Raw genomic sequence first — 26,321 nt, 5'->3', positions numbered from 1 at the left:
GTGCTTGCAGTGTGCTGTTTTTTTATTTATGCTCAAAAAAAGCATAACAATAGAGACGCGCTTCTTTCCGATCAGAGATTCATATTCCCCATTTTTTTATTCTATTTATGCTCAAAATGAGCATCAAGGATGAACATGATTCAGCATTTCCCCGTTGATGTCTGTCAGCCCGACGCCAAGGACGCTTTGAGCCGTCAGATTACCTGGCATGAAGTTCCTTCCAAACTCAATCTGCAAAGCGATAAGGCCACTTTGAAGCAAGCTCTGGCCAAGCAGTTGAAGGAACAAGACGCCGTACTGGTGGCCCACTACTACACAGACCCGGATATTCAAGACCTGGCCTTGGAAACCGGGGGCTGCGTGGGTGACTCTTTAGAAATGGCGCGCTTTGGGCAGGAGCATGAGTCCAGCACGGTCCTGGTAGCCGGCGTGGGCTTTATGGCTGAATCCGCCAAAATTCTGAGCCCTGAAAAGCGCGTACTGGCCGTACATGACGAGGCGACGTGTTCTCTGGATCTAGGTTGCGCCCCCGAGGATTTCAAGCAATTCTGTGCTGCGCATCCGGATCGGGAAGTGGTGGTATATGCCAATACCAGCGCAGCCGTCAAAGCACAGGCAGATTGGGTTGTGACGTCTTCCATCGCCCTGGACATCGTGCGGCATTTACATGCCCAAGGAAAAAAAATTCTGTGGGCACCGGATCGTCATTTGGGCTCTTATATTCAGAAGCAAACCGGCGCAGACATGCTGCTTTGGCAAGGCTCCTGTCTGGTCCATGACGAATTCAAGGCCGATGGTTTGAAAGCCTTGATAAGCGAGCACCCCCATGCCCAGGTGCTGGTGCATCCTGAATCACCCGCTTCAGTGGTTGCGCTGGCGGATGTGGTTGGCTCGACAACGCAGCTGCTGCGCGCTGCCATCAATCGTTCTACCGACACCTTTATCGTTGCTACCGATCAAGGAATTTTGCATGCCATGCGCCAGCAAGCGCCGGGCAAAACCTTTTTGGCCGCCCCTACCGCGGGCGAAAGTGCTACCTGCAAAAGCTGCGCCTTTTGCCCCTGGATGGCCTTGAACAGTCTGGAAGCACTGCATCAACGCTTAAGTCAACCAGGCCCTGGCATTCAAGTAGATCCTGACCTGCGTGAAGGCGCCCGACGTTCCTTGCAACGCATGATGGATTTTGCTGCCGCTCAGCAGAACAATTTGCGCGTAAGTGCTGACCTGGCCGAGCACAGTCAGCAGTTCCAGCATGTAGGAGCTGCTTGATGCAATCAGGCTCAACACAGACGGAGTTGTTAATCATCGGTGCGGGGCTGGCTGGCACCAGTCTGGCTCTATCCTTGCCCTCCACCATGAAAGTGACTCTGCTCAGCAGCGCCCCCGCTCCCTGTGGGGCCAGTCCGATGGCCCTGGGAGGTCTGGCCGCCGTACTCAGTGCCCAGGACAGTCTGGAACAACACATTGAAGACACGATGAAAGCGGGTGCTCGGCACTCGGATAAAGAAGCAGTGCGCGGGATCTTGCAAGCCGCGCCAGAGGCCGTGCATTGGCTACTGGAAAAGCAAGTTCCTCTGGACAGAACGGAAGATGGCCAATTGCACCTGACTCGCGAGGGTGGGCACAGCCAGCGACGCATCGTACACGCGGCCGATGCCAGTGGTTACGCCATCATGCAAGCTCTGCTGCCCCAATTGGCTCAAACCTCTCATATCCAGCAGCGTACAGATTGCCTGGCATTAGCCCTGCGCCGCAATGAACAAGGCGCGGTGGCTGGCGTGGATATCTACGACAAGCACACTCGTCGCTACGAAACTATGTTGGCGGATCATGTCGTGTTGGCAACTGGTGGGCTAGGTAGCCTGTATGCGCACAACACCAATCCCGACAGCGCCTTGGGAGAAGGGATTGCGCTAGCCTGGCGTGCTGGTGTGGCGATACGCAATCTGGAGTTTGTGCAGTTTCATCCGACCTGCTTGCATGCGGACGGTCCCACCTTCTTGCTAACCGAAGCCTTGCGTGGTGAGGGCGGGCATTTGCTGGACAAGCAAGGTCGCCGCTTCATGCCGGACTACGACGCCAGAGCGGAGCTGGCTCCACGCGATATTGTGTCGCGTGCTATCGCCGCAAAGATGCGGCAAGAAGGTAGCAGCCATGTCTGGCTGGATGTACGCCATCTTGGTGCGGACACTTTGCAGCAGCATTTCCCGAAAGCATTGGAAGAAGGTTTGCGGCGAGGACTGGATTTACGTCAGGATTGGGTGCCGGTAGCGCCTGCCGCGCACTACAGCTGCGGAGGAATTGAAACAGACTTGTCAGGCCGCTCGACGGTAGCTGGTTTGTACGCCGTGGGTGAAGTAGCCTGCACAGGTTTGCATGGGGCAAATCGATTGGCCAGCAACTCCTTGCTGGAGTGTGTCGTCATGGGGCGGGCGGCTGCCGAGGCGATTGCTGGAAGCAAGAGAAACCAGCGTTCAGCTTTGATCCCTGAGACAGACATTGAAAATACAAGTTCGATGTCACGTTCATGTTCATACAAGAACTCCAATCCAAACTCCAGTTCCAGTTCCAGTTCCAGTTCCAGTTCCAGTTCCCAAGCTAGTGTCAGCCCGAATTGGTGTTTGAGTTTGAATGCTAGTTCTCGCTCGACCCCAAACCCAAGACCTTCCCTTATGACTGCGACGGCAACCAATGCAGTGGAAAACATAATCAGCAACAAAGGACGTCACTATGGCAAAAACAATAGCCATAGCAACGACAACAGTAAAAACCGCAGCCCATCCACAAACAATCCACCCTCCCTGCCCGCCTTGCGCAACTTGATGCAAGAGCATGTCGGCCTGTTGCGCAATCGCCAAGGACTGATGCAAGCCTTGCACACCCTGGACCAGTGGCGCAGGCAAATTAGCCTTCTCCCCCCCAGCCTCGACCAACGAACCCTCAGCCTGCAACTGGACACTGCCTGGCTGCTAACCCAGGCAGCCTTGGATCGGCCACACAGTCTGGGTGCACATTACCGCTTGGACTGAGTCCATAAAGAAACAAGCCCCGCTCCGGAATCAACGAAATATCGGACCCAAATTAGACGAACAGTAAGTAATAACTCGGCATCAAGGACGGGCAGTCTCAACAACTTCCCGGGCTTAGCCAACAATCGCATCTATCCATGGAAACCCTCCAAGCGCTGCATGCAGCTCCCGGTTTACCCTGATTGCAAACTTTTGTAAGCACAGCTACTGTAGTCGCGTCACTACAGGCGGTATGAAAGAGACCTGTTCAGTCAGGCGCCGACGGAGCAACCACCCCGGAATCTCTCAGGCAAAAGGATCGTACCAGCCCGACACTCTGGAGAGCGGCGCATGACGCCCACCGAAGGAGCCCAGCCTGATACATCGGTTGGATAAACTCTCAGGTCACAGGACAGATGGGGTATTGCCACTACTCGGTGGTAATTCACCTGTCAGGAGCCTGTTATGTCGCATATTGCCGTCATTGGCGCCGGTATTTCCGGAATCACCACCGCCTACGCCCTCAGCCTGAAAGGCTATCAAGTTACCGTTATCGACCGTCTGCGCTACCCCGCGATGGAAACCTCCTTCGCCAACGGCGGGCAGCTGTCCGCTTGCAATGCCGAGGTCTGGAACAGCCGCAGCACTATTCTCAAGGGTTTGAAGTGGATGATGCGCAAAGACGCCCCACTGCTGTTCAACCCCAAACCAAGCTGGCATAAATACAGCTGGATGGCGCAATTTGTGGGCGCGATTTCCGGTTACGAGCGCAACACCGTGGACACCGTCAAGCTGGCCATTAGCGCCCGCGAGAATCTGTACCAGTGGGCCAAGGACGAAAACATTGATTTCGACCTGGAACAGCGCGGCATTCTGCACATCTACCACACACCCGGCGGCTTTGAATCTGGCAAGAAAGTCAGCCAACTGCTGCAAAAAGGCGGTCTGGAACGCCGCACGGTCACCAACGAAGAAATCCACCAGATCGAACCTGCTCTGCAAGGCACCTACTACGGCGGTTTCTTTACGCCTTCGGACGCCACAGGGGATATTCATAAATACACACGCGGCTTGGCCAATGCCTGCGCCAAGCGCGGCGTGAAATTCCTGCAAGATACAGAAGTCCTGGGTATTGATTGCGGCCCACCGCACCGTATCCAGCTGCGTACCGGTGAAGGCGCTGAAGCCCACACCCATACACTGTCTGTGGACTCCTTGGTAGTTTGCGCTGGCGTGGGTAGCCGTCACTTGGCCCATATGCTGGGCGACTACATCAACATCTACCCGGTCAAGGGCTATTCGATCTCGGTGTACCTGGATACGCCGGAAGCCCAACATGCCGCCCCTTGGGTCAGCTTGCTGGACGAAGAAGCCAAGATTGTGACTAGCCGCCTGGGCAAGGACCGCCTGCGTGTGGCCGGTACGGCGGAATACAACGGCGCCAACAAGGACATTCGCGCCGACCGTATTGCTCCGCTGACCAACTGGACCCGTCGCAACTTCCACGATGCGGCGACCGACCGCGTTGTACCGTGGGCAGGTTTGCGTCCCATGATGCCGGACATGATGCCGCGCGTAAAAGCAGGCAGCCGCCCTGGCGTGTACTACAACACCGGCCACGGTCACCTGGGCTGGACGCTGTCAGCCGCTACCGCACAAATCATTACCGAAGTGATTGCCCAGAACGAGCGTCAGTCCGCACCTGCTCAATTTGCCACCAGTCCGGCAGCAGCTGCTGCACCCGCCGCTGCCCATAGCGCTCGTCCAGCAGATACACAAAGCCTTGATCCTGTTCATCGCGAATCACACGACCCGCGGCCTGTGTAATCTTGCGTAGTCCCGGATACAGATAGGTATAGTCATAGGCTCGCCGCTCCCCAAAGAGCCGGGCCATGACTTGCCGCACCGACTCATTGGCCGGGTTGAATTGCGGCAAGCCCAAAGTGGCAATAAAAGCACCGATCAAGCGTTTACCGGGTAAATCTATCCCTTCTGAAAACGCCCCTCCCAGCACTGCCAAACCCACTCCCTTCCCGTCCAGCGTAAAGCGATCCAGAAACTGCGTTCTTTGCAGATCGTTCATGCCCGGTTGCTGATGCCAAAGCGGCATATCCGGCCAGCGCTCCTGCAAGGCCTGACTGACCTGCTGTAGATAATCAAAGCTGCTCAAGAACAAGAGGTAGTTGCCCGGCTGCTCCTGATACGCCTGCCCGACAATATCGCAAACGCCGCTCAGGCTCTGGGCCCGGTCGGCATAGCGCGTGGATAGACCGACATATTGACGTACTCGCAACTGCTCGGCCCGATAAGGGGACGCCACGTTCAACTCTGCTGTGCTGGGCGGCAGACCCAAGACATCACGATAAAACTGTGAGGGGTTCATGGTGCCGGAGAACAGAACCACACCGTGCGCATCGCCATAGCGTTCGGCCAGAAATGGAGCAGGCACGATATTGCGCAGGTTCAGGAGTACACCATCGCGCTGCGCCAAAATATCAAACAAGGAATGCGAGCCGAACTGTCCGGCCAGGTCCACAAAGTACAGCAACTCGAAATAAAACTGCAGCAAGGGGCTGTCTTGTGGCATGGGGTTCTCAGCCACATAGGCCCCTAAACGGGCAGCCAGATATTCGCACTGCTCCAGCAAATCCTCCGGGATTTTTTCCAGTCCCCATTGGTCGCCGCCTTCCTCGGGTATCAAGTCCTCCATCAAGCGAGTCAAGGGAGCGAAATAACGCTTCAAGGCCGAAGGCGCGGCTTTACGCGCCATGCGCAACTGCACTTGCGAGAAAGACGCGGAATACATGGAACGGGCGCGTTCTACCAAGTTGTGTGCTTCGTCCACCAGAACAGCGCTGCGCCATTGCTGGACCAGAGTCTGGCTATACAGCACCGCATGCGTGTCGAAAAAATAGTTATAGTCGCCCACAATGGCGTCCGCCCAGCGCAGCATTTCCTGGCTCAAGTAATAGGGACAGACCTGGTGTTCACTGGCCACTTGCTGCAAGCGCTGGCTAGTCAGCATGGGTTGTTCCAGAGCTTGCTGACGAGCAGCGGGAAGGCGATCGTAAAATCCTTCGGCCAGGGGACAGGATTGACCATGACAGGCTTTATCCGGATTGGGACACTGCTTGTCACGAGCCACCATTTCCAGCACCCGCCACGCGCCCTCACCGTCCGGGCTTAAGCGCTGCAAGGCGTCCAGCGCCATTTGCCGCCCCGAGTTTTTAGCCGTCAGATAAAACAGCTTGTCCAGCCCCGCCTCCGGCATGGCTTTCAGGCCAGGAAATATGACTGCCAAGGTTTTGCCGATACCCGTGGGGGCTTGCGCTAACAGGCACTGTGCATCGCGCTGAGCCCGGAACGCAGCGACAGCCAGTTGCCGCTGACCCGCACGAAACTGCTCATAGGGAAACTGCAGGGCTGTACAAGCCTGATCGCGTGCAAGCCTGTGCTTTTGCTCCTGCCGCCCCCACGCGACATACGCGCGGCATTGCTGCTCAAAAAAGGCCCACAGATCCACGCGCTCCAGATACTCCGAAATGCTGGTCTCTTTGTGCTTGTCCACGTGGTAATACACCACGCTGACTGTCATCCCCGGCAAATCGCGTTCCTGGCACAACATGGCAGCGTAGACTTTGGCTTGCGCCTGATGCAGGCGTCTATGGTGCTCGGGGATGGCCTCAAAAGCACCCCGATAGGTTTTCAGCTCTTCCAGGCAATTGCTGACGGGATCAAACCCATCGGCTCGGCCACGCACCAAGAGCCCTTCCATCTCATATGACAGCGGCACTTCAGCTTCATAGTGCTCGGGGCGGCGCAGCTTTAACTGCTGGTGGCCCAGAATACCTTCTTGTGCCGTGGCCGCAGGTGTAAAACGCAGGTCCAGATCCCCGCTGCGGGCGGTAAATTCACATAAGGCGCGTACGCCGACCGTCCAGGCCTTCATAGTGATTCAGGCCGGGTCACGTAGCAGACACGTGCAGGGATGGCGTGCTGCTCGAAATAACTTAACCACCGCCGCTGATTGTCCTGTAAGCGGTCTCCGGGGCCTTTTACTTCAATCAATTCATAGCTTTGTTGGGCAGGCATGAAGCGCACCAAATCCGGCAAGCCGGAACGGTTGTCCCGCCAATCCTGCAAGATGCGCTTGAACACCAGCTGTAAATGCTGAACGGGGATGCAATGCAAGGCCTGTTCGATCAAGGATTCATCCAAGGCGGGCCAGATCAGCAAGGGGCACTGTATGCCGCGCTTTTGCTGCCAGCGTTGCCAGATCACGGTTTTATAGTCTGCACCGTCCAGCACACTTAAAGATTGATCAAACAAGTTTTGTCTGCGCGATACAAAGTCCGGGTTCCCCCAATCCGCCGGACAGGCTTGGTAAGGGTGGAAGAACGCACCGGGCAAGGGAGCGAAAATGGCATCCCAGCTCAACAATCCCAATAAAGCCGGGAACAAGGCATTTTCTACGTAAAAAACCGGAGCCAAGGGACTATCCCAATGGGCCAGCACCTGGGACTCGACCCGATTGCCGTCATCAAACAAAACCAGATCACTACGTTGCGTGCGGCTTGTAGGCTTAGTGGATGGCAAGCTGGGCGGAGCTTCTACCGCCAGTTTGCGACGCAGACGGGGCAGCATACGCAGCAGCTTCTGGGTTTCACTCTCATTTTCAGGCTGCTCCCACGCCTGACAAAACAAGGGCCAGGCCCCTTGATGCTTGTCCTGACGCTCCAGCACCCGCAATTGACGGTAACGGGCGCCCGGCCAGTTGGAGTGCACATAGGCCTGCTCGGCCAAAGGCCACCAATGTTGGCGCTCGGCTTGCTGGCCGAGCTGAAACAGGGTTTTTGCCTTGCGCCGTTGAAGCCAATCACTGTCGGTCTCTATGGCCTGGACGGCCGCAAAGCGTTGGGCCCACAGATCTGGATCGGCTTCGTCTTGCGCATCACGCAGCTCGGACAAGGTTTCATACAGGCGCACGTCCTCATTATGTCGAAACGCCCGACTAGACTGATCCAGAATCACAGTTTCGTATCTATACAAGCCAAGATCGCTGAGCACGAACTCGGACCAGTCCTGGTAATGATTGCCAAAGAACAGCAGTTGCAAACGCTGCGCCCAATGCATGACTTGTGGTGAGAGACGAAGCGTCGGGGCTTGCAGGCCAGGATCTGTGCACCACTGCGTAAAAGGCCGGGCCTGTTCGCCCTGCGTCTGGCCAATCCATTCCAGATAGTCTGACTTGCGCCCGGTGGCTGGCAGCTCACTGAACAAGCGGCGCAGCTCGGGCACCGTATGGACGGAAAACAAAGTTTCCAGATCCAGTTCAGGATCAGTTTCTATCAGTTCGCAGGCCGCCAGCTCTTGCACGGCCGCATCCAGGTTTGCGATCTCGGCATAACGCAGCTTGTCGATACGAAACACCGGGCCTTTACGCATCAGCAAGCGCACCAACAAAGCTTGCGCGGGCTGAGAAGCATGCACAAAGCGATGGCCACATTGGACGTGTTCAGGCTCCAGCAGGTCGGAACTGGCGTGCTGTACCCACTGCAAAACCTGGTGGAAATTGTGCAGATAATAAAAAGGAGGAAGCTCGGGCGGAATCATAAGCAGGCTGTGTATATATCCAGCTACTTTAGCACTCCTTCAAGCCGGGCGCGACTCCAACAAGCGCATCCAGTCCCGTAACAAGGTATTCAGGTTCTGGCGCTGCGTGGCATCCAGCCCTTCCAACAAATTTTCTTCATTGGCCAAATGATCCACCACGACCGCATCCACACAGGCCAGACCCGCAGGGCTCAAACGCACCAGAATACGGCGGGCGTCTTCCGGGTCAGCAATGCGTTCGATCAAGCCCTGCTTTTCCAGGCCCTGCAAGCGATGCGTCATGGTGCCGGAGCTGACCATCAAGGTGGAAAACAAAGCGGTAGGCGCCAAGGTATACGGCGGGCCGGAGCGGCGCAGACTGGCCAGCACATCAAATTCGCCCAGCTGCAGGCCGTGACGCCTGAAGTTCTCGCTCATTTGTTTTTGGACCAGTTGAAAGCAGCGTGTCATGCGGCCCAGCAAGGCCATGGCGTCCAGGTTCTGCAAGTCTGGCCGCTGCTCGCGCCATTGATTGATGATCAGGTCTACCGCGTCGTGTTCTTCGCTCATGATTTCTCGATTTCGATATTTATCTTGATATTAAGATAAATCATCCCTACACTGGCATTTATCTCGGCATCAAGATACTTTCATCATGAACCGACTTTCCCTTTGGCTGGTGACGGCCTTGACCGCACTAGGCCCCGCCATCTGGGGTTCCACTTACATTGTGACCACAGAAATTCTGCCCCCCGACCGCCCATTTATCGCGGCCTTTTTGCGCTGCTTTCCCGCTGGCGTGATGCTGCTCTTGTGGAGCCGACGCATGCCCGCCCCAGGCGATTGGGGCAAGACCCTGATTCTGGCAGCCTTGAACATCGGGGCATTTCAAGCCTTGCTATTCGTTGCGGCCTACCGCCTGCCGGGTGGGTTGGCTGCCGTTGTGGGTGCAGCTCAACCCTTGATCGTGATTGCGCTGGCTTGGGCTTTGGAAGGCAAACGCCCGGTCACCATGGCCTTGGTCGCTTGCATGGTCGGCATTATCGGCATGGGTATTTTGCTGCTATCGCCAGAGAGCCAATGGGATACCTGGGGTATGGTCGCGGCCATTGTCGGGGCCCTGTGCATGGCCTTGGGCACGTACCTGTCGCATCGCTGGCGTAGTGGCATGCCCATTCTCGCCTTCACGGCTTGGCAATTGATGCTGGGTGGATTGATGCTGGCCCCTCTGGCCTTGTGGCTGGACCCACCGCTGGACAGTTCCTTGAGCGGCGTGCAAATCGGTGGCTATCTCTACCTGTGTCTGGTCGGTGCACTCCTGGCCTATACCCTGTGGTTCCGCGGGATTGCCGTTTTACCCTCTGTGGCCGTGTCTTCGCTGGGTCTGCTTAGCCCTTTGACCGCTGTAATTCTGGGGTGGCTGATTTTGGGTCAGGCCATGACAGGCTCCAGCCTGCTGGGCATTATTCTGGTGATGGGCAGTGTGCTGGCGGTGCAGTGGATCAGCAATCGTCACGCCAAATAAGCATCTTGCGCCCATAAAAATAGCGCCCCTATTAACTATCTGGATGGGCGCGTAAGAGAGTTCACTATCTTGCTACTCCGCTAGAAGCAGCAAGATAGTGACTAATAGCGTTCTTGCAGAACTTGAGCCAAATCGGTTGCAAAGCGCTGAGCGTCTTTGGCATTCAGATTCGCAAAACTGACACGCAAGCCTTGAGCGGGATTGCTCACCCCAAAGACTTGTCCGGATCGAACCAGCCAACCACGTGCGGCCAAACCTGCCAGTACCGGCTCGGCTTCCCGATCCAGCGGAATCCACAGATTGAAGCCTTCCTCGCTATCCCAAAAAGGAATGCCCTGCTTTTTCAGGGCTTGCATCAGATCGGCGCGAGCCTGCACATAGGCGGCTTGTGCAACACGCGTCTGTGCTTTGATCTCGGCATCGGTGAGCCCATGAACCACCATTTGCTGCAACAGATGGCTGACCCACTGCGCCCCTGAAGCCAGACGTTGCGACAAGCGCTCGCTGGTTTGCAGGTCTGAAGCCACCAAGGCTACGCGCAAATCCGGGCCCAGGCCTTTGGACACCGAGCGGATCAAGGCCCAGCGCAAATGATCGGCAGGAATCACATTTCGATAAGGGCTGCTGGCCAGCATCCAGAAGTGGTCGTCAATCATCAACAACAATTCGGGATACTGTTTCAGGATTTGCTCGATCTGCTTGGCGCGGGCACGGCTTAATGAACATCCCGTAGGGTTGTGCGCACGCGGGGTCAGAATCAAGGCGCGCAGACCATCTTCCAAAGCCGCCTCCAGCGAGGCTGGCACAATCCCTTCACTATCAACAGCAATACCCACTGGCTTGTAGCCCAGCGTATGCACGGAGTTGATGCTGTTCAGGTAGCCGGGATCTTCAATCCCGACCTTATCGCCCGCCAGCAAAAAGGCTTGCAGCAAGCGCTCGATCGCGTCGACTGCGCCGTAACTGACGTGGTAATCGGTATCGGGGGGGGTGTCTTTATGAAACACCTGCTGACATACGGCGCGCAATTCGGGCACCAACGGGTCGGCGCCGTACAAAGCCTGGGTTTGACCGCGCACCCCGGCTATCAATTGGTTAGGTGCAGGCAAATAGCCCGGCGCCGGATTGCCACTGGCCAGATCCTGCAAGGCCGAGCTGGCCCCATGCCCTTCCCGCGCCAGCTCCCGGATCGCTTCACGGATCCGTGTACCGCGACGGCCTTGTGCATCGGCCACCCCGGCCGAGACCAGGCGCTTGTATGCCAGGGCAACCGTATTGCGGTTCAAGCCCAGTGTTTGAGCCAGTTCGCGTACCGGCGGCAAAATCTGGCCCGGAGCGATTCGCCCCAGTGCCACTTGCTGTCGGATATCATCGAAAAGTTCCTTCGCATTGCTTCCCTGGATATTCATTTTGACCTATGACATAATGGTTTATGCGCGACCCGCAGGGTCGAGTTTATCTTTTTTTTCTTCCTTACTGGTGCGCCATGTCCGAATCCGCCCCTGATCTACTTCACACCGAGCATTATCCCACCTCCACCAGTGTAGAGGCATTTCGGGAACGCATTGCCCTGGTACAACAACGAATTGATGCCGCCTGCCTGCGCTACGGGCGTGCCGCTGGCGATGTACGTTTGCTCACCGTCAGCAAAACCTTCGGGATTGACCGCATCCGCCTGGCTTACCAGGCTGGTTGCCGATTGCTGGGCGAAAACAAGGTGCAAGAGGCCGAAGGCAAGTACGAAGCCCTGCGCGAAGAACTGCCAGATTTGGAATGGGCTGTTATTGGACACCTGCAAAGCAATAAAGCCAAGTCCGTTGCACGCTTTGCTTCTGAATTTCATGCACTGGACAAGCTCAAGACCGCAGAAGCCCTGGACCGTCGCTTGCAAATTGAAGGCCGCAGTCTGGACGTTTTCGTGCAGGTAAACACCTCCAACGAGGACAGCAAGTTCGGTTTACCACCGGAAGAAGTCCATGCTTTTGTGCGCGAATTACCACAGTTTTCTGCTTTGAAAGTCAAAGGCCTGATGACCTTGGCCTTGATGGACGCTGACCCGGAACGGGTACGGCCTTGTTTTGCCCTGCTGCGCAATTTGCGCGATCAATTGCGCAATGACATTGCCCACGCGGAAAACATCCGTGAGCTGTCCATGGGTATGTCGGGTGACTATGAAGTCGCTATTTCCGAAGGCTCCACGATTGTGCGCGTTGGACAAGCCATTTTTGGTGCACGCGCCACGCCCAATAACTTTTACTGGCCCGTCTCCGATACGGCAACAACATCATGAATCCACTACGCCTGATCATCCGCCAAAACGGTAAAGAAATCGGACACTTTGAGTCCAGCCCCTGCTGCCCACCCGAGCAGCTGTTTACCGTGGCCCGCCACCTGATGACGCTGCCTGACAGCGAACTGGAACTGCAACAAGCCAAAGGTGAGCACCGCATTCTGGATAGCGGCCCGCACGGCATACGTGTTCTAAGCGCACAGGTTTTGTACGAAACTGTTGATTTGCAAGCCTGGTTGCAACAGGGCAGCAAAGTTACTGCCTGAACCTGATTGGTGTTCGGTCACAAGCCTGACACCGCGGTTCGGCAAAGCGGCGTACCCAAGACGCCGCAACCATAAAAAAACATACCCGGTTGTTAGCCGGGTATGTTTTTGTGTTTCAGACGACAGGAGCAAACAGCAACTTAGCGGTTCACCTGTTTGGCTGGCAAGGCGAAAGCCAGCAAGCAGCTCACCATCAAGCTACCGGCAAACAGCCACAGAGCGGCGCTGCCCGAACCTGTCAGGTCGGTAACCCAACCAATCAAGGAGTTGCTGACCAGACCGGCGATATTGGCCAGCGAGCAAGCCAGAGCAAAACCGGTTGCCGCAGCGGTGCCTTTCAGGAAGGTTGCTGGCAAGCTGAAGAACACAGGTACCGCACCCATAATCACAGCCGAAGCCACGGTGAAGGCCAGAACGGTCAACCAGGCGTGATGCGCCACAAAGGTACTGGCAACCAGCGCAATTGCACCGATGGTCAGCGGCACGATCAAGTGCCAACGGCGTTCACGGCAGCGGTCCGAGCTCGCACCAATCATCAGCATGCCCACCACACCGGCTATCGATGGAATCGCCGTCATCAGGCCAATCTGGAAAGGATCCTGCACACCCGCCGCACGGATAAAGGACGGCATCCAGAAACTGATGGAGTAGGTGCCCAATAGAATGGAGAAGTCGATCCCGCCCAGCATCCACACTTTCAGGTTGAAGAAACCATCTTTAAAGCTGTGCTTGACGCCCTTGCCTTCGGCATCGTCGGCAGCCAGGTCAGCGGCCAGACGAGATTTTTCATCATTACTCAGCCATTTCGCAGACTGATAGTTGTTTGGCAAGGCCCAGAAAGTCAGGAAACCAAGCAGCACGCTAGGAATCGCCTCCAGAAGGAACAGCCACTGCCAACCACGCCAACCGTTCATGTGATCAAAGTGACCAATAATCCAGCCGGACAAAGGACCACCAATCACGCTGGACAAAGGCAGGCCAATCATGAACAGGGCAATGATCTTGCCGCGTCGGTACGTGGGGAACCACAGGGTAAGGTAATACAAGACACCTGGCAGGAAGCCGGCCTCTGCCGCACCCAGCACGAAACGCAGGATGTAGAACTGCGTGGGTGTGGTGACAAACATGGTCAGGCCAGACAAGATGCCCCAGGTAATCATGATGCGGGCAATCCACAGCTTGGCACCCACACGTTCCAGGATCAGGTTGCTGGGCACTTCAAACAGGATGTAGCCCAGAAAGAACAGGCCTGCACCCAGACCGTAGGCCGTTTCACTCCACTGCAAATGATCGAGCATCTGCAGCTTGGCAAAACCCACGTTGATGCGGTCCAGATAAGCAGCCAAATAACAAAAGCACAGAAAGGGGATCAGACGCCAGACGATCTTCTTATAGAGATCTCCGTTTCCGTCCCGACCTGCAGGCACAGCCGTGGGACTTTGGATGGATGAATGCACCTTGTATATCTCCAGATAATTATTGGTATGCCTGGTGAACCAGAAAACTGCCTAAGAACAGCGCCTGACAGAACACAGCAGGGCCCTGAACGCGTCCGCATTCCCCCCATTGGGCTGCAGACCGTTTACAGATGAAGAATGATGTATCAACGGTGACTCCCGACTGGACATGCCTGCTCTATCTATAAAGGCAGGCCAGACACAGCGGGACCCGATCAGATTGATGCGCTGAGCCCGGATCGCTCCCGGGTTCAGCGCCGTGCACTGCTTAGCTGGACTTCAGGTCCTGACCGTACAGGTCGTAGCCGTAAACCCAGGCCGGATCTTCTTGCGTACGCAAGAAGGTGTTGGCGTTGGAGACAGACTGAACACGAGTCGCACGCTCTTTGCGGTTGAGCTCGTACAGATCGAAAGCCGTGCGGAAATCCGACAAGCCGGTCTCTTGCAAGCAGCGCGTCAACATGGCGGCATCTTCAATAGCCATGCAAGCACCTTGAGCCATGTGTGGCTTCATGGGGTGACATGCATCGCCCAACATGACCAGGCGACCACGGCTCCACAAAGGCAGCGGATTACGGTTACGCAATGGCCACTTGGTAATGCTCTCAGTCGATTTGATCAGGTTCTGAACCGTGGAATGATAGCCTTCAAATGCGGCCAGCATCTCTTCTTGCGAGCTGTCTACGTAAGCGCCCTGGAAATCCCAGGCGGGATGTGGCACACCAGTCACAAAATAGTATTCATCGCGCTTGCCGGTGGTGTAGTACACCATCATGTGACGGTCTTCTGTCCACCATTTCACACAGTCCTCGAACTCGTCGGCAAAGCGGGCCAGGTTTTCGCCACGGATCAGGGCACGGTGTGCCACCCAGCCGCTGTAAATCGGGTCTTCTACGCCAAGCAGGGTTTCGCGGATCTTGGAGTGAATGCCATCGGCACCAATCACAATGTCAGCCGTCACGCTGGTGCCATCGGCAAATTCCAGCAAAACGTCATCACCACGGTCCACCAGGTTTTGCAAACGCTTGCCAAAGTGCACGGTGCCCGGCTTGATGCTGTCAATTTGCAAGGCGTGCATATCGCCACGGTGCACAGTAATGTACGACGCACCGTATTCTTTCTTGGCAAATTCACCCAGAGGGATACGGGACAGGTAGTCGCCCGTTTCGCCATCACGACTGAACCAGAAATCAGGGTGCGAACCCATATCGTCCAGCGCCTCTTCCAGACCCATGCGGCGGAAAATCTTCATCACGTTGGGGCCCACGTGGATACCGGCACCCAAACGCGAGAATTCTGGCGCCTGTTCAAATACTTCCACCTCAAAGCCAGCTTGCTGCAACAGAGTCGCCGCAGCGGCTCCGCCAAGACCGGCACCTACAATCGCAATCTTGACTGTTTTTTCCATCGTTAGCTCCAAATCACGGCACTCATCAAAAGTGCTCACCACATGTTTTTTAGTAGTGTACACACTAAGTTTAAGCATGAAAACAGGTGATTTAGCTAGGGTTTATACCTATCCAATGGGAACTTAAATAGCTTGCAAGACGACTTTTAACAATACATTAAAACAACAATATCAATGAGTTAAATGAAAAATCAAAAACAAAAACCAGCCTTGAATATCTAGGCACCAAGTTTATTTAATTTTCAGATTTAACAGTGTGTAGACTCATTTATTGCGGTGCATACCCTGAAATAGCAGATACTTTAAATGCAAAAGAACTGATCTGGATCAGGCGTGAACAGGCCCCTGGACAGGTATACTTGCCCAGTTGTTATGCAACTGGCCTGCCCATTCCACAACAAGACAGAAAGACTATGCAGCCTACCTCCCCCGTTTCTGAGCCTCAAACCTTGTCCTACGATGTCACCGAACAAATCGGCCACCTGCTGCGCAAGGCGGGCCAGCGGCATACGGCCATCTTTCAGCATTACGTGGGCGATAGCCAACTAACTGCGATTCAGTTCGTGACGCTCTGCGCTTTGCGCGACCATGGGCCCAGCTCGCAAACCGAGCTGGTCGAAGCCACTGCAGTCGACCAGGCCACCATACGGGGTATTATTCAGCGCCTGAAATCACGTAACCTGATTGAACTGGCGCCGGACAAGGACGACAGACGCAAGGTCATTGTGGAGCTGACCCAGGAAGGACTGGACCTGCTCGATCGTGTCATCCCTCGTGCCCATACCATCAGCGAACTGACCATGGGCAATCTGAACCCCGCAGAACGCGTGGCCATCGTCTATCTGCTGCGCAAAATGATAGACAGCACCCTGGATATGAGCGACAAAGAATAAGGCTGAACATCACTTGAAGAGACTATGTTTTATTCGGCCTTTAAGATATATTTAAAATACATCTTATAACTGATCTGCCATGACTCCTTTGACTGCCTCCCCCGCCTCTACCCGCCCAGAATGGCGCGCATTCCTGGAACTGGGATTTCGTCCCCTTTATCTTTTAGCTACGCTTTGGGGCGCTGCCAGCATTGCGCTTTGGCTCTATACGCCCGGCTGGCTGGCCAATACGGCCATCCCTTCCCTGTACTGGCATGCCCACGAAATGCTCTGGGCCTTTATCGGCACCATTGCCGTGGGATTTTTGCTGACTGCCAGCGCCACCTGGACGGGGCAACCTACCTTGCGTGGCCCCTCTTTAGGGGCTTTGTGTCTGATCTGGATTCTGGCGCGTTTCAGCCTGCTACTTCCCAATGGCCTGATGGCGGCATTGCTGCTCGATGCCCTCTTCTTTGCCATTGCCGCAGCGGAACTGGGGCGCGTCATTCTGATCGCCCGCAACAAGCGTAATTACGGTATTCCGCTAGCCATGCTGGCCTTGGGTCTTAGCCATGCGCTGTTCATGTACAGCCTGATGCAGGGGCAAGATCCCATGCCCTACTTCTACAGCGGCTTCTGGACCATGGGCTTGATCACCTTGCTGATTGCCCGTCGCATCATCCCCTTCTTTGCGATGCGCGCCTTGCCGGGCCTGAGCCTGCCTGCTCAAACTCGTAGCGGCCATTGGCAAATGGGCTTGAGTGCCATCGCCATTGCCTTGTCGCTGAGCCCCTGGCGTTTGCCATTAGCCCTGGTTCTGGCTGCTTTGGGCTTGATCGCCTGCTTCCAGTGGGTACGCTGGAAACCCTGGGCCAGCCGCAATACGCCGCTGCTGTGGATTCTGTACCTGGGCTATGCCGGTCTGGCGCTGGGTCTATTAAGTGCTGCGGCGTATGAAGCAGGCTGGATTCTGCGCGCAGCCTGGCCGGTGCATATTGTGGGTCTGGCAGGTTTCAGCGTGATGATTATTGGCATGCTGACCCGTACTGCCCTGGGTCATTTAGGCCGCCCCTTGCGTGCCACACCCAAAGTGGTGCTGGGTTACGGTTTCCTGATTGCCGCCTGCGTCTTGCGCTTGCTGGCCCTGATCCCAAGCAGTTGGAGCCTGCCCTTGCTGCATGCGGCTGGCCTATGCTGGATTCTGGCCATGCTCAATTACCTGCATCAGTTTGCCCCCATGTTGATTCGCCCCAGATTGAACTGATCGCAGCGTCGGCGCCACACTTTAAAAACAAAGTCCCTGGCGCCGTTTATCCTTATTTTCTGCCTGACAGTACCTGCTTATACTAAGCAGGCACGTTGTTTGCACCCTCTGCAAGCAACGCGGGACGGATCGTTCTGATCCTTGTTTATTCCGCGCTCTCATCCCCATGTCTCTCGCCTTTTCGGCTGGTCCTGTCCTGAAACACATTCTGCTTGGCGGACTGTGTGCTTTGCTCTTACCGTTTTCTATCCAGGCCGCCGACACTTGTCATGGCAGCCGGGATCTGGTCGTTGTGGGCCATATGGATGACGACCTGCTGTTCATGAACCCGGACCTGTCCAGCAATATCCAGGCAGGTGGATGCATGCAGGTTCTTTATCTGACCGCCAGTGAACGCAAAGGCGGGCTGGAATATATGTACAGCCGCGAGCAAGGTGTGCGCGCCGCCTATGCCTATATGGCCGGGCTGGTCAATGAATGGCAGCAAACCCGCTTGATGGTCGGCAGTGTCTCGATCGCGCAATTTACCTTGCGAGCCAGGCCGGGCATTCAGCTTAGTCATTTGCGTCTGCAAGACCCTTGGCTGGGCCCCGGCTGGGGAAGCCTGACTCCCTTGAGCCGTGCAGAATCCGTACCTGGCCAAACCGTACAAACACTGGATAGTCCTCAACAGACGCTGAACCGCGAGCAGCTGGTTCAAACGCTGGCGGCCCTGATACGGCTGTATCGGCCTACCAGCGTTCGCTATCTGGATGACACCAACCCCGTGCCTTACACCCAGCTGTGCTGGCGTTGTAGCGGACACGGGCACCCGGACCATATCGCCAGCGCCCGACTGGTTCGGGAAGCCATGCTGGCCGCCCCCGGCAATTACGCGCAAATTGGCTATGTGGACTACCCGATTCAAGAACAGGCCCGCAATCTGACCTTGAATGAAATTCACAGCAAAACCGAGATTTTCAGGCGCTACGCCTGGCACGATCAACACGCCTGCAAAGGCCCTGCTGTGTGCCAGGAACCCGCTGGTCCTGCCGCCGCCTGGGTACAACGTAGTTACTACACCAGCCGTGCCGACTATCCGGCCAGCCTGTTAAGTGACAAGGAAGGCAGGCTCAGCTTTTTCGTCTCGGGTGAACAAAACGACGCCATCAATCAATGGGAGGTGCAAGAACAGCGCTGGACCACCCTGGGCGGACGCACGGCGGATGCCTTGAGCGCGTTCCAATATGCAGACGGTAGCCCCGGCCTGTTTGCACGCGATGCAAGCGGACAAGTCTGGTTCAGCCGTGCCCCGGATGAGGACGACTGGCTGGCCTGGCAAAAAATACCCGGTCCACGCGTACTGCACACACCGATGGTCAGCCGCCGCGACAGCCAGGCCTTGGCCATGGGCACCGATGGCCGTTTTTACTGGAGCGCCGCCCGTCAGCCTGATTACGGCTGGAGTGCCTGGAAAGCCCTCCCTGCACTGGAACAGGCCGCCTACCCCGCCACTCTAAGCCTGGATAAACAGGGGCGCGCCCATGTCTTTGCCAGCAATCTGCAAGGCCAGCTTTTCCAGACCTCTCAGCAAAATGATTCGACATGGCAGGCCTGGCAAGCGATTCCGGTCCCTCCCATCAGCGGCGGACTGGCTTCTATCCTGAATGCACACGACCAGATTGAGCTGTATATGCGCGATCGCCAGAGCCAGCACTTGCAGCGTCTGAGCCAAGACAGCCAGCAACGCTGGTCTCATCCCCAAGATCTGGGGGTGAACTACGTAGGCACGCCCGCTCTTAGCCTGGGCGAAAAAGAGCAGGTTGTGGTGGCGATTCAAAAGAGTCCGGGTGGTCCCATCGTGCTGCTTGATCAAGGACAGAAACAGGAAGTAGACAAGCAATCCGCGTCCCAGCCCGTTCTGTACAGACTGAACGGCACCCTTTACCTGGCCAGTCGCCCCATTGGTCCCGAGCAGCGCTATCGATTATTGGAGCGCCGTCACGGCAAATGGGTGCAAGTAGCCCTGACCCAGGCTCCGCCACCAGGAGGCGGACAGTCCTTTAGCGAGGCCCCTGCCTTCATCAGCCAAGCCTATGTGCAGCCTTGAGGTGCGAAGTACCCGGTTAAAACGTAACAAAATACGCAGGCACGCGCCGGGCTTTCAAGACGAAGCCGGACCAGGAAACGAATCCAGTTATTGATCCAAGCCCCAGCCATAAACCCGGAATCCAGGCCCATATCGTAGTATCTTGTTGCAACAGTGTGCGCTGGCTCTCTCAGCTCCAGTACAATCGCCCGCTAACGGCCGCCGGCTTATCGGTGCCTTACTCTTTTAGCTACTCTTCAGAGATCATGAAGCCAACTACCTTATTTGCAGCCCTGTTGGGCGTCGTCATCGGCGCCGGTGGCGCGATTTATTACGCCAAAAACGTACCCGTACCGGCCAGCGGCCCGGTCAGCAGCGCCCCCAGCAGCATGGGTGCTGCTCAAACCCTGGTATTGGGCCAATCCGTCTCCGGCGAATTGACCAGCAAGAGCTTCTTGAACCTGAGCGATGGCGTACGCAGCAGCCTGTTTGATGTGAAGGCTGAAGCCGGCCAGATCATCAAGATCAGCGTAAGCGGCCCCCTGCGCCCGCAAATCAGCGTGCTGCGCAACGGCGAACTGGTCACTCGTACCCAGCGCTGCGAAGATTGCCCCGATAGCGAAACCAAAGGCCAGGCCACCACACTGGGCTTCAAGGCGGATTTCAACGACACCTACCAAGTGGTTGTCAGCGGCTTCAACACCAGTTCCTACGGTCCGTTCCAGGTCGTGGTCGATACCCTGAAAGCCTACACGGGTGACCCGCTGACCCAAGACCAGACCATTCATGACTGGGCGCTGGGCGGCCAGAAGCGCTACCGACTGAATATCGAAAAAGACGGCTTGTACAGTATTGCCATGAAGGCCGAACAAAACAGCATGGACGCCTATCTGAAGCTGATGGATCGTCGCGGCATGGAATTGGCCTCGGACGATGACAGCGGTGGCGGTACCGATGCACGCTTGCAGGTATACCTGAAAGCCGGTGAGTACATTGTTCAGGCCAGCTCGGCCATGGGCGCACAAAACTTCCAGGGCGGCTTCTCGCTGGAGATCAAGCCCGAAGAAATGACCGGCGAGATCGAGCTGAAAAATGGCGACAGTCTGACTCTGGACGGTGATGGCAAAACCGGTCTGTTCACGGGTGAAACCCAAACCTACAGCTTCACCTTATCCGAGCCCAAGCTGGTCACCGTGCAAATGGACGCCCAGGGCTTCCAGGCCACGATGGAAGTAGACTCCACCAGTGCCAACCAATACGGTGATGAAGCCGGCCAGCAACGCGTCCGCGGCGTACTGGCTGCAGGCGAACACCAGGTGAAGATTTCTGGCTCCAACCAGGCCGGTCTGTTTGCCCTGTCCGCCTCGGCTGATGAAGTCCCTGCCAATGCCGGCGGCGGAACCATCCGAGTGGGTGAGCCTCGCCAGGCTCTGATGCTGCAAGGCATCACCAGCGACAGCTACCAGTTGACCGTACGTCAACCTGGCAGCTACGTCATCGACATGACCTCGCCTATCTTCGACACCTACCTGGTGCTGCGTAAAGACGGTCAAACCGTTGCTGAAGACGATGATAGCGGCGGCGACATGAACGCACGTCTGGAAGTCCAGCTGGAAGCGGGCGAATACGAAGTCAAAGCCATGTCCTTGGGTAGTTACGACCAGGATATGGAATATGAGCTGTCGGTAAAACGTCGTTAAGACCATTCAGACAAGCTGATATCACGGCTGAAAGCTCCCGGGCTTTCAGCCTTTTTTCTTGCCTGGCGACCATCCTGGCCTTGATCTGAAGCAAGGGCCTACACGCTACAGGGTATACACCTAAGCACGTTCACCCTGCCCGCAAAGCCGCGCTGATACTGGCTTTGACAAGTGCTCTCCTTCCTTTTTTGCCTGACGTTTGATCTGCTTACGATTTGCTTTTGGGATTATCTTGATAATATAAATGCAAATCATTATCATTAATTTCATTATTGATGCGCTACCTTTTATCAGGAGCAATGCATGCAGACACTCGCCCAACAGTCCCAACACGCTCTTACCCAACGCGACGAACTGGCCTCCTGGCGCAATTTGATCACACAGGGCAACCAGGCCTTTCAATCCCACAACTACACCGATGCCATCACGCACTATCAGCAAGCTCGTGCGTATGTGAAACCACTGCTGTTTGGCGCTTGCGAAGGGGCCGACGCCACCATTGCCGCCTGGGTCATAGCCCACTTGAATCTGGCCGATGCCTGCGAGCAACTGGGTCAAAGTGACGAACAGGGTCTGCACCTGTGCACAGCTCATGAAACCTTGTGCTGCGCCGCTGCCAATACCCGTCTGGCAGACGACTGGCGCATGGCCGCCTGGCAACATAGTCGCCGCACTTATGCCGAACTGGCCCGCTATGCGCGGCGGTACCCCCATCATGTCCCTACCTGCTCTGCCCTGTTCTTAGGTGCGGTCAGCCCGCAGGAACGCTCTTTTTCTCATTAGTTTCATTCTGTCCCCCAGGCGCCACCGGCCTGGGGTTTATCGAGGAGTGCGTTTTGTCTTACACCTTACCTGCCCTGCCTTATGCCTACCATGCTCTGGAGCCGCATATCGACACCCAGACCATGGAGATTCACTACAGCAAACATCATCAGACCTATATCAATAATCTGAATGCAGCACTGGAAGCAGCCAATTTACCCTACCCGCCTATTGATGAGCTGGTAGCCGGGCTGGATACCTTGCCTGAATCCCTGCGCAATGTCGTGCGCAACAATGGTGGCGGTCATGCCAACCACAGCTTGTTCTGGACCGTCATGACGCCCGATGCCGATAGCACCCTTCCCAACGATCTAGCTTATGCCATAGACCGGGATCTGGGTGGCTTCGAGAAATTCAAGGATGCCTTTACCAAAGCGGCGATCTCACGTTTTGGTAGTGGCTGGGCTTGGCTCAGTGTCACCCCGGAAAAGAAGCTGGTGGTTGAGAGCACCGGCAATCAGGACAGCCCGCTGATGCACGGCAACACGCCCATACTGGGCCTGGACGTGTGGGAACACGCCTACTACCTGAAGTATCAGAATCGTCGGCCTGAATACATTGCGGCCTTTTTCAATGTGATTAATTGGCCCGAAGTGCTGAGAAGATACCTGGAAGCCGTTAAATAAAGCGGTTTTATGCCCCGTCGAACTCTGTCGCCTTATTCGGAGACAGGTAGCAACAAGCACTGTAGCTTGTCGCCTTTCCAAGCAACCCTCCACTATCGGAGGGTTTTTGCTTTAGGGGCACATCCCTACACAGTCCAGCAACCACGCCTGGGTTTGGCCCAATTGCGCAGTGCATCACCAAACGCTATGTTGATTGTTAGCGCCCTTATCACACACATCCCCAGGCCCCCACATGTTGAGTCTCTGCGATCGTATCCAATCCCTACGTTCCCTGTTTCACTTCGATGCGGTGCAGCTTCTGGGCTGTGCACCACAAAGCCGTACGCATCTGGAATTGCATTGTGAAGGCTATAACCTGAACTGTGCCTCTGCCTTGGGGACGGGCTTTCCGCAAATCTACGCACCGGGTTTTACGGCGCAAGCCTCACCCCACGATTTGCTGCCCCCCTCCATTTCCGAATGCTCGGACACCATGGACCCTCCTTTTCGCAGCACTGCTATCTATACCGATGCTCTGCTGCGTGGCGGATTTCAGGATGGCATGACGGTAGAACTGCAGCGCGGGGATTCGTATCTGGGGATGATTCACTTTTCTTCCCAACAGGCAGGCAGCTTCAATCGCCACGTCCGCACGCTGGCGCTGGGCGCAAAAATCTTGCTGGAAGAGGCCATGCAGAACATGGTCGCGCAAAACGGCATCGTCTTGCATTTGGTGCCCCAAGCAGGCGGCCTGATCATGCGTGAAGACATGCTCTCCAATGCCTCCCAATTCAGCCCCGCACTGGCTAAAGCCTTGTCCTTCATGGGCCAGGAGACCTCGACCTTGCAAGCGTTCTGGTTGGAAGGCAAACGAAGCTATCGACTGCAAGCACAGCGTTTTCCCAAGGGGGATGTTCTGGTTCGACTGGTCCCTGCTCCCTTGCCCGCCGCGCTCAGTGCCAAGGAAATGCAAGTACTGGGCTGGCTGGTAACGGGCTATACCGACCGGGAAATTGCGGCTAGTCTGTTTTTAAGCGAACGCACTGTGCATTCGCATGTCACGTCCGTGCTGCGCAAGCTGGGCATTACCAGACGCACAGAAGCCGCTGTTAAAGCGGCTCTGAATCACTGGTATGTGCCGGATACACATGGCGCTATCCTGGCTGCCGTGCCCGGACTCTGCCACTGAACGGCAGACTCCGGGGTAGCGGTTCAAGCCATGAACATCACGGCGTACTAGCGTAGACCGCTTAACAAGCCTGCGGCTTCGTCCACGCAAGCACGTTCCGCATCCAGTAGGGTATCGCCGCCCATCCCGCCCAGGAAGTCCGCATAAGGATCAGCCAAAGTGCGTACACCGGTCAGTTCCTCAATCACAGCCTGACCGCAAAATGGCAAGTAGTGCGGGCTGTACCCCCCTTCCTGCACAAAAGCGATGCGACCTTCACACACCTCTTCGGCGCAGTCGATGATTTGACGCGCCATCTGACGGAAACCGGAAGCCGTCACCATCATGCGTGCCAGCGGGTCCATCATGCTAGCATCAAAGCCCGAGCCCACGATAATCAGCTGCGGTTTATAGGCCCGCAGCGCAGGCAACACCACTTTTTCCATGGCATAGAGGTAAGCGGCATTCCCACCACCGGGAGGCAATGGGATATTCAGGTTGTAGCCCAAGCCTTCACCCTCGCCGCGCTCAGTCGTAAAACCGCTATTGGCCGGAAAGCATAGATGTTGATGCAGGGAAATGGTCAGAACCGAAGGGTCATTCCACCAGATATCCTGCGTACCATTACCGTGGTGCACGTCCCAATCCAGAATCGCGACACGATCCAGGCCCAGTTCTTCGCGAGCGTACGCCGCCGCTACCGAAGTGTTATTGAAAATGCAAAAACCCATCGCACCAGCACGGGGCGCATGGTGGCCGGGTGGGTTCACCAGTGCATAGCCATTGCTGACTTCACGACTGACCACTTTCTTGACCATCTCAATGGCGCCACCGGCAGAAAGCATGGCAATTTCAAGACCGCCATTACCCATGGTGGTGATGCCGTCGCCCGTGTCACCGCCGGTTGGCAAGGCACTGACACGCTTCATGTTTTCCAGATGCTCCGCCGTATGCACACGCAAAATATCCTTGTCGCGCGCAGGCTTGGCCTGGATGCTGATCAGATGATCAATTTGCCCGGAGGCGCAAACCAGCTCGTGAAAGCGGCGCTTCGTATCGGGGTGGGCCAAGTGGTGGCTGATCGGCTGTAAACGGGCCCCCAGATTGGCCGAGGCAAGGCTGCCTGTCCCTGTATCTACCCAGCCGTAAAGAGTGTTCCAAATATATCCTGTTGCCATGTCGTCTCCTTTCTTTTGGTTTGTTTGGCAGAACCATAGTAGGGATCTGGACGACTGAAAGAATCCGTAGGATTGCCGAATTTATGGGCTGATCAGGAAACACTCACGGCAAAAGAGGCAGAGGACGCTTGTTTTCCAAAGCGTTCTCCGCCTCTTTCTTCAGGCTGATTAACTTGTAGATAGCGGGCACTGCCCAAGGTCTAAACCAGCTCGGCAATATTGATTATTTCTGCTCCGCAAGCCTCAAGCAACTCGGCATCGTAGCTGGCGAACAGCACAACACGGTCTTGTGACCAGATCTCGAACTGCTCAGCCAAAGCAGCACGAGCTTGCGTATCCAGCCCATTGCCAGGGCCATCGGCAAGTATCACAGCCGGGTCACCCAAAGCCGCCGCCGTCAGAAAAACCTTGCGGCGCGTTCCTGTCGACATCTGCTCAAAGCGCTTGTCCAAGTGTGGCTCCAATCCTAATCGGTAGGCGAAATCCAGCGCATTATCATCCACGCGGGTGTTCTTTTCTGCGGCGATTTGCGCCAACAGTTCACGGCCCGTTTGGGACGGAAACAACATGCAGTTGTCGGGTACATAAGCCATACGAGCGCGGGCTTGTCGGGGCGTTTTCATCAGCGAGTGCCCGTCTATCCACACTTCCCCCGTATCCGGTTCGAGCAAGCCTGCAATGATGTTCAGCAAGGTGGATTTACCAGTGCTGTCTTCTTCACAGAGCGCCACGCAGCCAGGCTGAAATGTATGAGTCAGTCCCTTGAAAACGGGGTAGTCGCCATAGTTTTTACTGAGATTGTCTATGCGTAGCATGCTGGAAATCACTGCCAAAGAAGCGCCTGGACAGACAAAAGATGCTCTGACGAGGCAGGATAAAAAACAAGTACGGGACTGCCCCGAACAGAGGCCTTAGTATAGGTCTTTATGGGCTGATGTTTGGACTGCTTGCTGCGCCGTGGCCATGCAGGGTTCAACAGCTACGGAGCAAAAACCTTGTCGGGAACAATCTTGCCAGGCGTTCATGCGCGGGTCTACAGCCAGAGCCAAAGCCAAAGCCAAAGCCAAAGCCAAAGCCAAAGCCAAAGCCAAAGCCAAA

General features: G+C 55.9%; 21 protein-coding genes, 1 pseudogene and 2 riboswitches. Of the genes and pseudogenes, 13 read left to right on the top strand and 9 right to left on the bottom strand.

What is annotated here, in order from left to right:
• Positions 1-129 precede the first annotated feature (129 nt).
• The 3 genes from nadA (at position 130) to U2949_RS09675 (ending at position 4,835) form a co-directional block, all read left to right on the top strand.
• Entirely contained in the window at positions 130-1,269 is a 1,140-nt protein-coding gene (gene nadA, locus U2949_RS09685) for a quinolinate synthase NadA (RefSeq protein ID WP_257723082.1), read from the top strand.
• A complete protein-coding gene (nadB, locus tag U2949_RS09680) occupies positions 1,269-3,029 on the top strand; it encodes an L-aspartate oxidase (RefSeq protein WP_321287410.1) in 1,761 nt (586 codons plus the stop codon). The genes nadA and nadB overlap by 1 nt, the downstream gene beginning before the upstream one ends.
• A 223-nt stretch (positions 3,030-3,252) precedes the next feature.
• Positions 3,253-3,340, top strand: a riboswitch (glycine riboswitch).
• A 4-nt stretch (positions 3,341-3,344) separates the two neighbouring features.
• Positions 3,345-3,425: riboswitch (glycine riboswitch) on the top strand.
• Positions 3,426-3,473: 48 nt separating this feature from the next.
• Positions 3,474-4,835: a D-amino acid dehydrogenase gene (locus U2949_RS09675; protein ID WP_321287407.1), complete on the top strand. Its 1,362-nt coding sequence runs from the start codon at positions 3,474-3,476 to the stop codon at positions 4,833-4,835.
• On the opposite strand, the pseudogene U2949_RS09670 reads toward U2949_RS09675, so the two are convergent.
• The 3 genes and pseudogenes from U2949_RS09670 to U2949_RS09660 form a co-directional block, all read right to left on the bottom strand.
• A pseudogene (locus U2949_RS09670) lies at positions 4,780-6,156 on the bottom strand (ATP-dependent DNA helicase); the annotation flags it as partial. The gene U2949_RS09675 and the pseudogene U2949_RS09670 overlap by 56 nt on opposite strands.
• Before the next feature lie 797 nt (positions 6,157-6,953).
• Positions 6,954-8,621, bottom strand: coding sequence for a VRR-NUC domain-containing protein (locus U2949_RS09665; RefSeq protein WP_321287405.1), 1,668 nt, complete (start codon positions 8,619-8,621; stop codon positions 6,954-6,956).
• 39 nt (positions 8,622-8,660) lie between these two features.
• The gene (locus U2949_RS09660) at positions 8,661-9,170 is read right to left on the bottom strand and encodes a MarR family winged helix-turn-helix transcriptional regulator (protein WP_026482726.1); all 510 of its coding nucleotides are present in this window, start codon (positions 9,168-9,170) and stop codon (positions 8,661-8,663) included.
• An 85-nt stretch (positions 9,171-9,255) separates the two neighbouring features.
• Between U2949_RS09660 and U2949_RS09655 the strand changes: the two genes are divergently transcribed.
• The gene (locus U2949_RS09655; protein WP_321287402.1) at positions 9,256-10,125 is read left to right on the top strand and encodes a DMT family transporter; all 870 of its coding nucleotides are present in this window, start codon (positions 9,256-9,258) and stop codon (positions 10,123-10,125) included.
• Between the two features lie 101 nt (positions 10,126-10,226).
• Here the strand turns inward: U2949_RS09655 and U2949_RS09650 are convergent, their stop codons facing one another.
• Entirely contained in the window at positions 10,227-11,534 is a 1,308-nt protein-coding gene (locus U2949_RS09650; RefSeq protein ID WP_026482728.1) for an aminotransferase class I/II-fold pyridoxal phosphate-dependent enzyme, read from the bottom strand.
• A gap of 77 nt (positions 11,535-11,611) precedes the next feature.
• Here U2949_RS09650 and U2949_RS09645 point away from each other — a divergent pair, with 77 nt between their 5' ends.
• Entirely contained in the window at positions 11,612-12,415 is an 804-nt protein-coding gene (locus U2949_RS09645) for a YggS family pyridoxal phosphate-dependent enzyme (RefSeq protein ID WP_026482729.1), read from the top strand.
• Positions 12,412-12,681, top strand: a complete 270-nt coding sequence (locus tag U2949_RS09640; protein ID WP_009454527.1) for a hypothetical protein — start codon at positions 12,412-12,414, stop codon at positions 12,679-12,681. Before U2949_RS09645 ends, U2949_RS09640 begins: the two co-directional genes overlap by 4 nt.
• Before the next feature lie 140 nt (positions 12,682-12,821).
• On the opposite strand, the gene U2949_RS09635 is transcribed toward U2949_RS09640, so the two are convergent.
• Positions 12,822-14,138 carry an MFS transporter gene (locus U2949_RS09635; protein ID WP_035274317.1) on the bottom strand — a complete coding sequence of 439 codons (1,317 nt, stop codon included), beginning with the start codon at positions 14,136-14,138 and terminating at the stop codon, positions 12,822-12,824.
• A 268-nt stretch (positions 14,139-14,406) separates the two neighbouring features.
• The gene (locus U2949_RS09630) at positions 14,407-15,546 is read right to left on the bottom strand and encodes an FAD-dependent monooxygenase (protein ID WP_257723086.1); all 1,140 of its coding nucleotides are present in this window, start codon (positions 15,544-15,546) and stop codon (positions 14,407-14,409) included.
• Between the two features lie 413 nt (positions 15,547-15,959).
• On the opposite strand from U2949_RS09630, the gene U2949_RS09625 reads away from it, so the two are divergent.
• From U2949_RS09625 to U2949_RS09595, 7 genes are all read left to right on the top strand, one after another.
• A complete protein-coding gene (locus U2949_RS09625) occupies positions 15,960-16,439 on the top strand; it encodes a MarR family winged helix-turn-helix transcriptional regulator (protein WP_009454533.1) in 480 nt (159 codons plus the stop codon).
• 79 nt (positions 16,440-16,518) lie between these two features.
• Positions 16,519-17,682: an NnrS family protein gene (locus tag U2949_RS09620; protein WP_321287398.1), complete on the top strand. Its 1,164-nt coding sequence runs from the start codon at positions 16,519-16,521 to the stop codon at positions 17,680-17,682.
• A gap of 166 nt (positions 17,683-17,848) precedes the next feature.
• The gene (locus tag U2949_RS09615; RefSeq protein ID WP_321287397.1) at positions 17,849-19,771 is read left to right on the top strand and encodes a PIG-L family deacetylase; all 1,923 of its coding nucleotides are present in this window, start codon (positions 17,849-17,851) and stop codon (positions 19,769-19,771) included.
• 245 nt (positions 19,772-20,016) lie between these two features.
• A complete protein-coding gene (locus U2949_RS09610) occupies positions 20,017-21,450 on the top strand; it encodes a hypothetical protein (RefSeq protein WP_026482734.1) in 1,434 nt (477 codons plus the stop codon).
• 303 nt (positions 21,451-21,753) lie between these two features.
• Positions 21,754-22,233, top strand: coding sequence for a hypothetical protein (locus U2949_RS09605; RefSeq protein WP_026482735.1), 480 nt, complete (start codon positions 21,754-21,756; stop codon positions 22,231-22,233).
• A gap of 53 nt (positions 22,234-22,286) precedes the next feature.
• Complete coding sequence (locus tag U2949_RS09600) at positions 22,287-22,898, top strand: superoxide dismutase (protein ID WP_321287395.1); 612 nt, start codon at positions 22,287-22,289, stop codon at positions 22,896-22,898.
• A gap of 232 nt (positions 22,899-23,130) precedes the next feature.
• Entirely contained in the window at positions 23,131-24,066 is a 936-nt protein-coding gene (locus U2949_RS09595; protein WP_257723089.1) for a helix-turn-helix domain-containing protein, read from the top strand.
• A 47-nt stretch (positions 24,067-24,113) separates the two neighbouring features.
• Here the strand turns inward: U2949_RS09595 and U2949_RS09590 are convergent, their stop codons facing one another.
• From U2949_RS09590 to U2949_RS09580, 3 genes are all read right to left on the bottom strand, one after another.
• Entirely contained in the window at positions 24,114-25,223 is a 1,110-nt protein-coding gene (locus U2949_RS09590) for a class II histone deacetylase (protein WP_026482738.1), read from the bottom strand.
• Positions 25,224-25,423: 200 nt separating this feature from the next.
• On the bottom strand, positions 25,424-26,038 hold the full coding sequence (locus U2949_RS09585; protein ID WP_321287394.1) for an ABC transporter ATP-binding protein: 615 nt from the start codon (positions 26,036-26,038) through the stop codon (positions 25,424-25,426).
• 96 nt (positions 26,039-26,134) lie between these two features.
• The coding region (locus U2949_RS09580) for a hypothetical protein (protein WP_321287392.1) at positions 26,135-26,321 on the bottom strand (187 nt) is incomplete at its 5' end.

The organism is Alcaligenes phenolicus (assembly GCF_032063905.1).
GTDB lineage: Bacteria > Pseudomonadota > Gammaproteobacteria > Burkholderiales > Burkholderiaceae_B > Alcaligenes > Alcaligenes phenolicus.
This window is presented reverse-complemented; position numbering and strand designations above follow the sequence as displayed.